Source organism: Ignavibacterium sp. (assembly GCF_025998815.1).
Taxonomy (GTDB): domain Bacteria; phylum Bacteroidota; class Ignavibacteria; order Ignavibacteriales; family Ignavibacteriaceae; genus Ignavibacterium.
Genome location: NZ_AP026678.1, coordinates 1,665,337 through 1,679,260, shown reverse-complemented (window position 1 = coordinate 1,679,260; position 13,924 = coordinate 1,665,337). Strand labels below are relative to the sequence as shown.

General features: G+C 33.9%; 19 protein-coding genes. All 19 read left to right on the top strand.

What is annotated here, in order from left to right; genetic code table 11:
* From Q0X14_RS07210 to Q0X14_RS07120, 19 genes are read left to right on the top strand one after another with little or no spacing between them, the layout of a single operon-like run.
* Positions 1–708, top strand: coding sequence for a flagellar hook basal-body protein (locus Q0X14_RS07210; RefSeq protein ID WP_297844470.1), 708 nt, complete (start codon positions 1–3; stop codon positions 706–708).
* A 10-nt stretch (positions 709–718) separates the two neighbouring features.
* Entirely contained in the window at positions 719–1,519 is an 801-nt protein-coding gene (gene flgG, locus Q0X14_RS07205; protein WP_014561360.1) for a flagellar basal-body rod protein FlgG, read from the top strand.
* Between the two features lie 18 nt (positions 1,520–1,537).
* Positions 1,538–2,176: a flagellar basal body P-ring formation chaperone FlgA gene (flgA, locus tag Q0X14_RS07200; protein WP_297844463.1), complete on the top strand. Its 639-nt coding sequence runs from the start codon at positions 1,538–1,540 to the stop codon at positions 2,174–2,176.
* Between the two features lie 4 nt (positions 2,177–2,180).
* The gene (locus Q0X14_RS07195) at positions 2,181–2,750 is read left to right on the top strand and encodes a flagellar basal body L-ring protein FlgH (protein WP_297844460.1); all 570 of its coding nucleotides are present in this window, start codon (positions 2,181–2,183) and stop codon (positions 2,748–2,750) included.
* 7 nt (positions 2,751–2,757) lie between these two features.
* Positions 2,758–3,852: a flagellar basal body P-ring protein FlgI gene (locus Q0X14_RS07190; protein ID WP_297844457.1), complete on the top strand. Its 1,095-nt coding sequence runs from the start codon at positions 2,758–2,760 to the stop codon at positions 3,850–3,852.
* A gap of 11 nt (positions 3,853–3,863) precedes the next feature.
* Positions 3,864–4,676, top strand: coding sequence for a transglycosylase SLT domain-containing protein (locus Q0X14_RS07185; RefSeq protein WP_297844453.1), 813 nt, complete (start codon positions 3,864–3,866; stop codon positions 4,674–4,676).
* The gene (gene flgN, locus Q0X14_RS07180) at positions 4,676–5,128 is read left to right on the top strand and encodes a flagellar export chaperone FlgN (protein WP_297844448.1); all 453 of its coding nucleotides are present in this window, start codon (positions 4,676–4,678) and stop codon (positions 5,126–5,128) included. Before Q0X14_RS07185 ends, flgN begins: the two co-directional genes overlap by 1 nt.
* 2 nt (positions 5,129–5,130) lie before the next feature.
* Positions 5,131–6,489 (top strand): flagellar hook-associated protein FlgK, encoded by a 1,359-nt coding sequence (gene flgK / locus Q0X14_RS07175; RefSeq protein WP_297844446.1) that lies wholly within the window; start codon positions 5,131–5,133, stop codon positions 6,487–6,489.
* On the top strand, positions 6,489–7,736 hold the full coding sequence (gene flgL, locus Q0X14_RS07170) for a flagellar hook-associated protein FlgL (protein ID WP_297844443.1): 1,248 nt from the start codon (positions 6,489–6,491) through the stop codon (positions 7,734–7,736). Before flgK ends, flgL begins: the two co-directional genes overlap by 1 nt.
* Positions 7,733–8,509, top strand: a complete 777-nt coding sequence (locus Q0X14_RS07165; RefSeq protein ID WP_297844440.1) for a MotA/TolQ/ExbB proton channel family protein — start codon at positions 7,733–7,735, stop codon at positions 8,507–8,509. Before flgL ends, Q0X14_RS07165 begins: the two co-directional genes overlap by 4 nt.
* Positions 8,404–9,180, top strand: coding sequence for an OmpA family protein (locus Q0X14_RS07160; protein WP_297844731.1), 777 nt, complete (start codon positions 8,404–8,406; stop codon positions 9,178–9,180). Before Q0X14_RS07165 ends, Q0X14_RS07160 begins: the two co-directional genes overlap by 106 nt.
* Positions 9,181–9,188: 8 nt before the next feature.
* The gene (gene fliW / locus Q0X14_RS07155; RefSeq protein WP_297844437.1) at positions 9,189–9,572 is read left to right on the top strand and encodes a flagellar assembly protein FliW; all 384 of its coding nucleotides are present in this window, start codon (positions 9,189–9,191) and stop codon (positions 9,570–9,572) included.
* Between the two features lie 3 nt (positions 9,573–9,575).
* The gene (csrA, locus tag Q0X14_RS07150; protein ID WP_297844434.1) at positions 9,576–9,809 is read left to right on the top strand and encodes a carbon storage regulator CsrA; all 234 of its coding nucleotides are present in this window, start codon (positions 9,576–9,578) and stop codon (positions 9,807–9,809) included.
* 1 nt (position 9,810) lies between these two features.
* Positions 9,811–10,512, top strand: a complete 702-nt coding sequence (locus Q0X14_RS07145) for a response regulator (protein ID WP_297844431.1) — start codon at positions 9,811–9,813, stop codon at positions 10,510–10,512.
* Between the two features lie 3 nt (positions 10,513–10,515).
* Entirely contained in the window at positions 10,516–11,376 is an 861-nt protein-coding gene (gene motA, locus Q0X14_RS07140) for a flagellar motor stator protein MotA (protein ID WP_297844428.1), read from the top strand.
* Positions 11,376–12,152: an OmpA family protein gene (locus tag Q0X14_RS07135; RefSeq protein WP_297844424.1), complete on the top strand. Its 777-nt coding sequence runs from the start codon at positions 11,376–11,378 to the stop codon at positions 12,150–12,152. Before motA ends, Q0X14_RS07135 begins: the two co-directional genes overlap by 1 nt.
* Positions 12,149–12,541, top strand: a complete 393-nt coding sequence (locus Q0X14_RS07130; RefSeq protein ID WP_297844422.1) for a response regulator — start codon at positions 12,149–12,151, stop codon at positions 12,539–12,541. The genes Q0X14_RS07135 and Q0X14_RS07130 overlap by 4 nt, the downstream gene beginning before the upstream one ends.
* The gene (locus Q0X14_RS07125) at positions 12,538–13,200 is read left to right on the top strand and encodes a response regulator (RefSeq protein ID WP_297844419.1); all 663 of its coding nucleotides are present in this window, start codon (positions 12,538–12,540) and stop codon (positions 13,198–13,200) included. Before Q0X14_RS07130 ends, Q0X14_RS07125 begins: the two co-directional genes overlap by 4 nt.
* A 56-nt stretch (positions 13,201–13,256) precedes the next feature.
* Positions 13,257–13,901, top strand: a complete 645-nt coding sequence (locus tag Q0X14_RS07120; protein WP_297844416.1) for a hypothetical protein — start codon at positions 13,257–13,259, stop codon at positions 13,899–13,901.
* Positions 13,902–13,924: the final 23 nt, after the last annotated feature.

The window sequence follows — 13,924 nt, the reverse complement described above, 5'->3', positions numbered from 1 at the left end:
ATGATCAAAGGAATTTATCACGCTGCAAGAAGTCTTGAAACTCAGAATAAGAACCTGGAACGAATTGCAAACAATCTCGCTAATATGAATACAATCGGATACAAAAGAGAAGGATTGTTCGTTCAGATTCTGAATCAATTAGGTGGACCACAGATTAAAAGTCCGGTTGATTTAAGACAAGGCGAAGTATTCGAAACTAAAAATCCGCTTGATGTTGCAATTGTTGGAGTTGGTTTGTTTGTAGTTAAAACTGAAAAGGGATATGAATATATCAGAAACGGAAACTTCCAGATCTCTCAGGAAGGATTTCTTGTTGATAAAGAAGGACGAAAAGTTATCGGCAAAAATGGAGAAATAAATTTGTCAGAATATCAACTCGATGAAAATAATCTTTTAACGATTACAAGAAACGGTGAAATAAAGGTTGGAGAAAATTCTGTTGATAATTTACTGGTTGTCAAAATGAATGAAGATAACTATGAATACCGCAAAGAAGGTTTGAACTTCGATTCGTTAAATGATATTGAAGAGTTTGCAGATGAAAATGAATATCAGATTTTACAAGGTTATCTCGAGGAATCAAATGTTAATCCGATTCAGGAAATGGAAAATATGATTCGTGTTTCAAAAGATTATGAGTCATCTTATAAAATGGTTATTAGTCTTGATGAGTCATTACAAAAATCAGTAGACATAGGAAAAATCTAAGAGGTTAAAAATGAGTACAAGAGCACTAAGAACAGCAGCTTCCGGAATGTATGCACAGCAAATTAACATCGAAGTAATTTCAAACAACATTGCTAATATGAATACAACCGGATTCAAGAAGAACAAACCTGAATTTCAGGATTTAATGTATCAGGAAGTTGCGGTTAATCCAATCAACTCATCTGCACCTGGAATAAAATCAACAGGAACAGAAGTTATTCAGGTTGGTAATGGTGTTAAACCATCTTCAACACAAAAAATATTTTTACAAGGTGATCTTGTTCCAACAAATAATCTTCTTGATCTCGCAATTCAGGGCGATGGATTTTTCCAGATTAGAAAACCGGATGGAACATTTGTTTACACCCGCGATGGTTCATTTAAGGTAAATGCTGAAGGAATAATTGTAACAAGCAGTGGTTATTCACTTGATCCTGAAATCAGAATTGATGAAAACTCTGTCGGATTTTCTGTTTCGCGAGATGGTGTAATTGAACTTCAGCAAAGAGACGGAACAAATATTCCGATTGGAAATATTCAATTAGTAAGATTTTTAAATCCTGCTGGTCTTATGGCACTCGGAGATAATCTTTATGCAGAAACAGAAGCCAGTGGTGTTCCGATTTTTGGAACTCCTGGATTAGATGGCTTCGGAGAAATTCATCAGGGATTTTTAGAATCTTCAAATGTTGATGTTGTGGAAGAAATGATTTCAATGATAACGGCACAAAGAGCTTATGAAATAAATAGTAAAACCGTGAAGACAGTTGAAGAAATGATGACTATGGCTAATAATCTTAAAAGAGGTTAAGTAAAAGGAGAATGAATTGTGTTTCTGATTTTAGTCATATTGCTTTCAGTTTCGCTTTCGGCTCAGGATTTTAATTCTGAAGTTGAAATCTATCTTAACAAAAAACTTAAAGGATATGACAAGATAGAATTTTCAATTCTGAATAATGTTAAAGATCGAAATTATAAAATTGATGAAAGTCGTGAATTAAAGTTCAAAGGTGCAACAGCATATCTTCCGGTTAAATATTCTGATGGAAATAAATCAGTCAATTCAATACTTACTTTGCAAATTAAGTTATATAAAAAAGTTCCGGTTGCAATTCAGGAAATTAAGAGAAAAGAAAAAATTGATGCGAACAGTTATTCTGTCCAGACTGTTGAAATAACTTCGCTAAAAAATCCCGAGATAGTGACATTAGCTGATTTGAACTCAATTCGTGCAAAAAGTTTAATAAAAGAAGGTCAGGTAATTACGAAAGATTTGATTGAAGAAATTCCGGTTATTCAATCAGGTTCAAGAGTAATTGCTGAATGTGTTAAAGGTTCAGTTGTAGTTAGTACGGAAGCGGTTGCAAGACAGGATGGAAAAGTTGATGAGGTAATTGATATTCTCACTTTTTCAAATGAAATGTTAAAAGCAAAAGTAATTAACTCACAAAAAGTTTTAATTGAGTAAGACTATGAAGAAATTATTTTCAATTATTGTGTTCATAACAGTTGCAATTTTTCCTCAGGAGATGAGGAAGAATGCAGCTTATTCACTTTTCTCAGATGAGAAAGCAGCCAGAGTTGGTGATGCAATCACAATTATTGTTGTGGAATCATCAATTGCATCAAACAATGCGGAAACTAAAAGCGGCAGAGAAACCAATCTCGGTTTTGATTTATCGGGACAATTAGATAAAACTAAATTACCTTCAGGCAGTCTTGATATTGGTAGCGGAAATGATTTTAAAGGTTCTGGTTCAACCAAAACTTCCGGAGTAATTCAAACCAAAATCAGTGCAACCATTGATTCAGTTTTAGCAAACGGAAATCTGATAATTAGAGGCAGTAAAAAAATTACAATCAATGGTGAAGAACAATTAATCTCGATTAAAGGTATCGTCAGAACTTCTGATGTTCGCGCTGATAATTCAGTTCTGTCTTACAACATTTCTGATGCTGAAATTACATTCGAAGGAAATGGAATTGTAAGCGATGTTCAATCACCGGGTCTTTTAACAAAATTTTTAAGAATGCTTTTTTAGGTAAACTATGAAAACCTTTAAGCTGATTTTATTCGTAATATTGATAATCTCTCAACAGGTCTTTACACAAAGAATTAAAGATATCGCATATCTCAACAGCGATCATACTGAACAGGTGATCGGATATGGTCTTGTTGTTGGTTTAGCCGGAACTGGTGACAGTTATAGAACTCAGTTTACGATGCAATCAATAACAAGTATGCTGAAGAGATTTGGTATTACTGTTCCGCAAACTGATGTGAGAACAAGAAATGTTGCTGCTGTAATGGTAACTGCTTCGCTTCAGCATAACTTTAAACCAGGATTTAAGTTTGATGTTATTGTTTCATCGCTTGGAGATGCAACAAGTCTTTTAGGCGGAACATTATTAATGACACCCCTCTCTGCAATTAACGGTGAAGTTTACGCAATGGCACAAGGTCCAATTTCAATCGGTGGATATGATTTTAACACTTACACAGGAAATCGAGTTGCAAAAAATCATGCGTTAACCGGCAGAGTTCCGCTTGGTGGAGTTCTGAAAGAAAATTTACCCCAAAATACTGTTACTAATAATGAGCTTAGTATTTTTCTTAAAATGCCTGACTTAACTACATCAAATAATGTTGCATTAGCTATTAATGATAAGTTCGGGCAGAATACAGCAATTTCAATTGATGCAGCTGAAGTTCGTGTAAAAGTTCCAGCTGATAAACAAAGTGATGTAATAAGTTTTCTTGCAGAGCTTGAATCACTTCCTGTTCAAACAGATTATGTTGCAAAAGTTATTCTTAATGAAAGAACCGGAACAGTTGTAGCCGGAAATAATGTTCAGATTAAACCTGTAAGCATTACTCACGGAAGTTTAAACATAACAATCAGAAATTATCCTTTTGTTTCTCAGCCGGGAGCTTTTTCAAGCGGAACTACTGCAGTTGTTAACAATGCAATTCCTTATGTTCAGCAGGATTCAACAAACACAATTGCAATTCAAGGTGCAAGCAATGTTCAGGAAGTTGCTGCAGCATTGAATTCACTAAAAGTTTCTCCGAAAGATATAATTGCAATATTTCAGGCACTTAAAGAAGCAGGTGCTCTTGTAGCAGAACTTGTAATAATGTAAAGAAAATTTTTATGAGCGATATCAGCTTGAAAATAACAAATCCGAATAAGCACATTTCTCAGGTGCAGCAGCAGACTTATCAGAAAAACATTGATAAGAAAAAATTAGCTGATGCATCAAAGCAGTTCGAAAGCTTGCTTACTTCGATGATGTTAAAAAGTATGTCGCAAACCACTGGTGGATTATTCGGAGAGGAAAGTTTCGGTGGAGATTTTTTTGAATCCATATTCCAATATGAAATTGCAAATCATATCGCAAAAGGAAAAGGACTTGGTGTTGCTGATATGATTTACAAGAGAATTACAGGCGAAAGTATTTCAAACATAAATTCGGAAGTAGAAACAAATCCATTGACTGTAAAAAATGCTCCCAAGATTGAATATCAAAAACCTGAAGTACCTGCTGTTAAACCAACCGAGCAGGCATTGGACAGGATTTCAAAATATGAATCGATTATAGAAGAAGCTGCTCAAACTCACGGAGTTGATAAAAATCTTATTAAAGCTGTAATACTTGCAGAATCAGCCGGAAAAGAAAATGCTCTTTCATCGGCTAATGCAAAAGGTTTAATGCAGTTGATTGATGCAACAGCAGATTATTTGGGTGTGAGAAATGTTTGGAATCCGAAAGAAAATATTTTTGGCGGCACTAAATATTTGGCAGAACTTCTTCGAAAATATGATGGGGATCTTAAGCTTGCTTTAGCAGGATATAATGCAGGTCCCGGAAATGTAGATAAGTATAACGATATTCCGCCTTTTACAGAGACACAAACTTATGTAAAACGCGTGATGGGCTATTTAAATCATCTTGAGGCAATGTAATGAAAATTTTTAAGCTGCTCGAAATAATGCGTAATCAGTTGAATAAACTTCAGGAGATGTATGAAGTTCTTCAGAAGATGCAGACTGCTATGGTAGAATCTGATTACGAAAATTTCGAAAAAGCTATTGAGCTTCAGGAAAGAATTTTAGCTGAGATTAGAAATTTGGAGAAAGCCCGGATTGACATTTTAAAGGATTTACTTCAAAGTGATATTCTTCCTGAAAAAAATCTTTTGGTTCAGAAATTATTTGAAGCAGAACCCGAAGCAGATATTACACTTCAGGAAGAGTATCTAAACATCAGAAACTCGTTAGTTGAAGTAGTTGATGAAATAGAAAATCTGAACTTTCAGAATAAATATTTAATCGATCATTCAAGAAAATTTATTAAAGGACTTGTTACAAATCTTTACGGAGTTAAAAATCAAAAATTACTCGACAGGAAGGTGTAGTTATGGCGATAACAAAAATATTTGACATATCATCACGAAGTCTTTCTGTTTATCGCAGAGCTTTGGAAGTAACAAGTCATAATATTGCAAATGCAAACAATCCTGCTTTTTCCCGTCAGCGAATAATATTTGAAACGGACATTTCTGATTTAAATGCCGGAAAGGTTTGGGGAAACGGTGTCAGAATTTCTGATGTTCAGCGGGTGAGAGATGCATTAATCGAAGCACACATCAGAGAAGCAAATTCAAAGTTCTATAACAACAGTCGTCAAAGCCAGTTGATAAATAATATCGAACAATTTTTTTCCGAACCAGGTGATCTTGGTTTATCAAATTTGTTTGCAGGATTCTTTAACAGTTTTGATGAACTGGCAACTTCACCAAATTCAATTCCATTAAGATTAAGTGTTATCAACGCAGCGAACAATTTATCTGCTAAAGTAAACACGATAAATCAATCATTCGCAAGAATGAAGCAGGATATAAAAGATGAATTTCAAAATCAGGTTCAGGCAATAAATACATTGTTGAAACAAATTCATCAGATAAACAAAGAGCAGTTTACAAATAGCTACAAAGGTTTAGCAGTAAATGATTTGCTTGATAAACGGGATGATTTGATTCAACAATTAAGTCAGATTGTAAATATTACTGTTACTTATGATCAGAATAATAATGCGAATATCTCAATCGGAGGTGCTCTGGCAGCTGACGGATTACACGCAGCAGAATTTGAAGCAACAGAATCGAATGGAAGACTTTCAATTAAATTAAAGAATGGTGGCATTCCGGTAATCTTAAATGGTGGCCAACTTAATGCTTTATCAGAAATTTACTCTGATAAAATTCCGGCATATCAGAAAAATCTTGATCAGATTGTTACAGCTTTTGTAGATGCAGTTAATCAGGTACATAAACAGGGATATTCAATTACAAATCCACCGCAAACTAATATTAACTTTTTTGATAGTTATGAAAACGGGGTTTTAAAAGTCAATCAGAGTATTCTTGATAATCCTTCATTGATTGCAATTTCTGCCGATGGAGATAATGGTAATGGAGATATTGCCTTACAGATTGCAGGATTGCGTGAAGCACAGATCGTTAACGGGGCAACTGTTGTAGATGCTTATTCAGCTTTGATAAATGGAATCGGTAATGATGCATTGTTACAAACAAATTACGCTCAGGCAAACAATATGGTACTTTCACAGCTTGAAGATCAGCGGCAGTCATTATCAGGGGTTTCAATTGATGAAGAAATGACAAATGTATTGAAGTTTCAGAGATCTTATGAAGCATCTGCAAAACTCATTACTGTTGCTGATGAAATGATTAGAACAATTCTGGAGATGGTCTGATGAGAATAACAGAAACAATGATGTCTAATTATTATATCGGAAGTATAAATCAGCTTAAAGATAGAATTGCACTTTTGCAACGACAGATTTCTTCCGGAGTAAAGATTGAAAAACCATCTGACTCTCCAACCGGAGCGGTGAAAGTAATCAGGAATAACGATCAGTTGAGTCAGCTCGATACATATCTTAAAAATATTCACACAGGTTTATCATTTCTCGATCAAACAACTTTTGCACTGCAGTCAATACAGGATGAAGTTTTAAATGTAGTTGGAAAACTTGAAGAACTGAACAATCCAATCAATCAGCAAAATATGAGTCTCTATGCTGATATGATTGAAAACTCTTTACGATTAATGGTTGATGTTGCAAATTCAAAAGCAGATGGTAAGTATATTTTTGGTGGAACAGATCAAACTGCTAAGCCATTTGTTTATTCTTCAGATGGACAAACTATCGAACAAAATACAAAGATAAGAGGTTATAATAAGGTAAGAATTAGTCAGGAAATTGAGCAGAGAATTAATATAACCGGAATCGAAATTTTCGGAACGATTGTTTCTGCTGATGGAACACTTGATAAAAATTCATCAGTCGGAACAATAGTAACACAGAACAGAGAAATTTATGATAATCTTGGAAATCAATATAATCTTCAGGTTAATATTGAGAAGACAAACAGCAATCAATATCAGGTTACATATAACATAACTGATGGTGGAGGGAACACAGTTTATACTTCTTCAACACCAAATCAGCTTGTGTTCAATCCAACAACAGGTGCTCTTGAAACTCTGGATGGGAAATCTCCTTCGGTAATCAATATAAGTGTACCTGCAAACAGAATTAATTTTAATATTGATTTAAGTCAATTGAGAGAAACTGACACAAACCAGGTATTGCTGAATGCAAATCAGGATATGGATATTTTCAATCAGTTAAAAATTATTATTGATAATCTACGAAATGGAATTCCACCAACTGAAGAACAAAGAGCTGCTGTAAACGCTTTCAATTCTAAAGTAATTGGAAAGCTATCTGAAATTGGAAATATCATTAATCAGTTTACATCAATTGAAAGTATGCTAACACAGCAGAATCTTGATATCACTGAAAATAATACTCAGGTAAATGGAGTTGATGTTGCAAAAGCAATAATCGAATTACAGAATCAGGATTATCTATTACAACTTTCTCAAAAACTTGCTGCAACAATTTTACCTAAATCGCTTCTGGATTACTTATGATAAAAAAGTTCGGAACAATTAATGGATTATTGTTAGGAATTGTATCAGTATTTGGTGCATTTATTTGGGAAGGCGGAGCAGTAAATGCTTTATTTTTACTTCCGCCAATGCTTATTGTTTTCGGTGGAACTTTTGCAGCTGTTATAATCGGTTTCGGATATGAAAATTTCAAAAACATTTTTAAGCTTATAAAGCTTGCATACTTTCCACCAAGTTATAATCCTCATCCTATCATCAATACTTTTGTTCAGCTTGCATTCAAAGCAAGAAAGGAAGGATTACTTTCCATTGAAAGAGATATCGAAAAAATTGATTTTTTCTTTTGCAAAAAACTATTGAGAAATGCAATTGATGGAACTGATCCAGAAACACTTCAGGATCTTGCCGAGCTTGAAATGAAAACTATTCAGGAACGACACTATTCTAACATTTTTATTTTTACAAAGATGGGCGGTTATGCTCCAACAATGGGAATACTCGGAACTGTAATGGGTTTGATAATGGCTTTATCACATGCCGGAGCTGATCCGACTACATTAATAAAAAGTATAGCAACAGCTTTTATCGCAACGCTCTGGGGTGTTTTTACGGCAAATTTAATTTGGTTACCAATAGCAGATAAATTAAAAAAATGTCACTTGGACGAAAAACAGATGATGCAACTCTCATTGCAGGGAGTTCTGGCTTTGCAAAGCGGAGAAATTCCGGTTTTGGTGAAATCCAGACTGGTAAGCATGCTTCCTCAAAGAGAGCAAGAGCAAATGCACAGATAGATGAGTATGAAGAATCTCCTTTTCACGAATCTGCTGAAAAGGATAGATACCTTATTACTTATGCTGATCTGATTACTTTGCTGTTGGGTCTTTTTATTTTACTTTACACTGCATCAAATCTTGATATTCAGAAATACGAAAAGATGCTGAGTGCTTTTGGTAATGTATTCGGAACAGAAGTAACAAAAGTTAAAATTGATGCTATTCCGGAGAAAGTTATTGCAACACCTTTAGATAAATTGAAAAATGACATTACTCAGCTTATTGCCGAGAATGATTATTCAAAATCAATAAGAATGGAAGAAAATGAAAGAGGAATTACAATTCATATTCTTGAAGACATTGTTTTTCCTTCAGGTTCAGCGGAATTAAAAAGCACTTCAAAACTTGTGCTTAAAAGAGTTGCAGATATAATTAAAAAATTACCAAATGATATTCGTGTTGAAGGCCATACTGATAATGTTCCGATTAGTTCGTCCGCTTTTCCTTCAAACTGGCATTTATCAGTTGCAAGGGCATTAAACACAGCATATTATCTTATTAAAGAAGAAGGTGTAAATCCGGATAAGGTTTCAATCGTTGGATATGCTGAATATAAACCGATTGAATCAAATGATACACCTTACGGAAGAGCTTCAAACAGAAGAGTTGACATAGTAATAATTAAATAAGAAAGATTATGAAACTTAAAACAGACCAATTCGGCGAAATTGAATTTTCTGAAGACCTGATTCTGAACTTTCAAGATGGTCTTTATGGATTTGAGCAATTGAAAAAATATTTGCTCATTAAAACTGATGATGATTTATTTTACTGGTTAACATCGGTTGAAAGACCGGAAATTTGTTTTCCACTTGTTGGAACCAGAATCATTGATGAAGAATTTCCGGAGGTTGAAAACTACGAAGCATTTGCAATTGTTACTTTAAATAAAGATCCTTTGCTAATCACAGCTAACCTGAAAGCTCCGGTTTATATCAATCAGGATAAGAAAACCGGTTTCCAGAAAATTATCGACACAGATAAATACCCAATCAATTATAAACTTTTTGTAGAGAGCTAAGCTATGCTGATTCTAACGAGAAAACTTAACGAGGAAATAAACATTGATGGGGAAATTACTATAAAAATAATTTCAATTTCCGATAATCAGGTGAAGTTGGGAATTGAAGCACCAAAAGATGTTCAAATTGTGAGGAAAGAAGTGCTTGACAGAGTTAAAGAAAGCACCAAAGATGCTCTTAACAAAATCAAAGAGAAGCCATCTGAAATTAAAGGTTTGAAAATCAAGAAAATTTAGAATGAGTAATAAACCATTAAATATTCTGATTGTTGATGATTCTGATTTAACAAGGAGTTCATTGACAAAACTGTTTTCTGAATATCAGTGCAACATTATTACAAGCATTGATGGACTTGATGGAATTCAGAAATCTTTAACATCAAAACCCGATATAATATTGCTTGACATTCTAATGCCTAATCTTGATGGTATTAAAATGCTTCAGGTAATAAAGATAATTGATGAATTGAAAAAAATTCCTGTAATAGTAATAAGCGGTAATAGCAATAAAACTAATGTATTCGCAAGCCTTGAAGCCGGAGCGGATAAAGTTATTACAAAACCTATTGATGAAGAAGCACTTATAAAATCGATAGAAGAATTAACAAAAAGTAAATTACATCCTAAATCAAAATCAGATGGCTTAATTGCAGATAGCACCATTGATGAACTGAAAAAAATTTATATAAAAGCTTTTCCACAGAAAGAGCTTCAGATTAATAAAGCAATTGCTGAAAGAGATAAGTATGCTGTTGGAAATATTTTTCATGAACTTAAAGGAGTATCTGCATCAATGGGCTTTCCGGAAGTTACAGAGATAAGCAGAATGATTGAACTTGCACTTAATTCAGAAAAGATTGATTGGAATTATATCAGGAATCAGACAGATGAAATAATTTCTTTAATTGAAAGAAAAACTTTTTCATTCGATGGAGACTAAAACATGTTTGTTATTATAGGAATAGTTGTCGTAATTGGTGCTGTGCTTGGTGGATTCACTATGGCACACGGAAATATCGCTTTGCTGATTCAGCCGGCGGAGTTTGTTACAATTTTAGGTGCAGCACTTGGAAGTCTTCTTATAGCATCACCATTGAGTTTAATTAAGAAAATATTTGCCTCAATCCCTCATCTTATTAAAGGAGTTAACTATACCAAACAGGATTATCTTGAATTGCTAAAGTCATTTAATGATTTGTTTTTACTTGCTCAAAGAGATGGATTGCTTGCAATTGAAAAGCATGTCGAAAGTCCAAAAGACAGTGAAATACTTTCACTCAGCAAAACTTTTATCAATAATCATCACGCTTCAACTTTCTTCTCAGACACAATGAAAGTAATGCTTTCAGGTGGAGTTCCACCACACGAACTTGAAGCATTGATAGATGCTGAAATTGAAACTTTTGAAATGGAAGCGAAACCTGTTGCTAATGCTATTTCAAAAGTTGGTGATTCATTTCCGGGACTTGGAATAGTTGCAGCAGTTCTTGGTATTATAGTAACGATGAGTTCAATTGATGAAGGAGCTGCAACTGTTGGTATGCACGTGGCTGCAGCTCTTGTTGGAACATTTCTCGGTGTATTAATGGCTTATGGTTTCGTTAATCCTATAGCCACCAATCTTGAACTTCAGCACGAACTTGAAAAGCGTTATCTTGAAACGATAAAAGCATGTATCGTTGCTTATGCAAAAGGAAATCCTCCGATTATTGCAGTTGAAATTGCAAGAAGAACTATTTTCAGCGATTACAGACCATCATTCCAGGAACTTGAAAATTATATTCGCGGAAAGAGTGATAAGTAATGCCACAAGATCAGGAAACTCCGATAATAATTAAGAAGGTACACAAAGGCCACGGACATCACGGTGGTGCCTGGAAAGTTGCTTATGCAGATTTTGTAACAGCAATGATGGCACTGTTTATTGTTTTATGGATTCTTGGTCAGGATGAAAAAGTTGTGCAGAATGTTGCTGGATACTTCAAAGATCCTGTTGGATTTTCTGATAAGATGAGATCAATCATTGAGGGTAAATCTGATTTACCGAGTATTATCGATTCAGCTTTTATTAAAAAGAAGATGAGAGAAGAAGAACAGAAGCAGCTTGAATCAATGGGAAATGAAATTATAAATCAACTGAAGAATACACCTGAATTTGAAAATCTCGCTGATCAGGTTAAAATAGAAATTGCAAAAGAGGGATTAAGAATCGAAATGATTGATTCAGCAAATGATATTTTCTTTGAAGTTGGAACTTCTGAATTGAAACCGGAAGCGAAAAAACTTTTGGAAAAGATTAGTGCTAATCTTCAAAAGCTTTCTAATAAAGTTGTAATTGAAGGACATACTGATTCCCGTCCATATAGTGGTGAAGGAAAAGGTTATTCTAATTTTGAATTAAGTTCTGAAAGAGCAAATGCGGCAAGAAGAGTTCTTGTTCATTCAGGATTACCTACAGGCAGAGTTGATGAGGTGAGAGGTTATGCAGATACAAGATTGCTTGATAAAAATGATCCATTCAGCGTTGTTAACAGAAGAATAAGTATCGTTATCAAATATGCAACGGAGGAACCACAATGAAAAAGTTGCTCATTGTTGAAGACGATACTCTCACTCAGCAATTATATATGGTCTATTTCAGAAAGTCAGGTATTGAACCTTATATAACCGACAATGGTGAAGAACTTTTCACAATACTCAAGAGAGAAAATATTGGTTTAATTTTAATGGATATAAATCTGACAAATACTTATTTTAGAGGCGAGAAAATGGATGGGATAAAGCTGAGTCGGTTGATTAAGTCTGATTCTGAAACTAAAAGTATTCCAATTATTATTGCAACAGGATTTTCTTCCCTTAATCAGAACGATTCCCTTGTTAGACAAACTCAAGCCGATGAGCTGATTGTTAAACCGATTACTAACTTTAAATCATTTATTCAAAAAGTAAATAGTTATCTGATACATTGAGCGAAAAAAAAGATAAAATATTAATTGTTGAGGACGAAAAGGATACAAGATTTATTCTTGAAAAGCTTCTCACTAAAAATGATTTTGAAGTCGTGACTGCAAATAATGGTCTCGAAGCTTTGGAAGTTTTAAAAACATTCTCACCAAAAGTAATCCTTGCCGATTGGACAATGCCTGTTATGGACGGTTTGAAACTATGTAATCAGGTTAAGTCTGATCCGAAATTAAAAATCATTTACTTTATTATTCTCACTGCACGAACATCATTAAGAGATAGAATTACAGGACTTGATGTCGGAGCAGATGATTTTCTGATTAAACCAATCGAGAATCAGGAATTGATTGCCAGAATAAAATCCGGTGTCAGAATTTATGATTTGCAAAGTGAGTTAAAATCTATTGAGCATACCAAAGCTTTGGTGGAAATTGCCTGCACAATCGGACACAATTTTAACAATCCTTTAAGCAGCTTAACTATGGCTCTTCAGAATCTTAAACAGGAAATTGCTGAAAAGAAGATTGATAAGATTGAAGAAGATTTCGAAATAATTGATAAATCAATCGAAAAAATCAAACAACTTATTAAACAACTTACAAACCTTGAAAATCCGCAGGTAATTGACTACGCCGACGACAGCAAAATGATAAAACTTGATTAGTCCGCTACTTTAAACTATGACTGTTTGCTTCGATAATTAATCGAGGTAATACAGTCATGTTGAATAAAATAGAAAATATTACTCTTAATCCGAATTCAAGGAATGAAATCAAATCCTCGAAGAAAGATTCGCATATTAATCATCTGACTAAAAAAGAGAACTTTTCTGATACAATCACTTTTTCTGCCGCACTTTTGTTTTTGTCTCAATTGAAATGGCGACTAAAAAAAATCAATCACATCTCTACCGATGAACTGGAAGTTGAAATAATTGCGAACGACATCAGTTACTCAACAATTATAAATTTGAAAGAACCTTCTGTAAAGAATTTGAATTTTAAAGTTCAGAATGAATTTCCATTTAAGCATAATAAATCACTTTACAGTATAGATGTTTTGTTCAATTATGTGAAAGTTGAAAGCACGGATGAAGAAAAATTGTATGAACCAGTTAATAAATTGTTATATCGGATTCCATCGTATGAATACGCTGACGAAAAAGAAATAAGCTCCACTTTTTATTATGAATTGCTCGAAGGTATTGAAACCGGGCTTGCGATAAGCTTATCAATGATTTACAGAAATATGATTCAGTTCTCTGATAAGTTAGCCGGAAAGAATAACCTCAGTGTGATTGAAAACCTCAATACTGATGAGCAACTGATTAAGATTAATAAAATCGTGGTCAATCATATTCAGTAACTTAATGTTTCATACCTTACCTT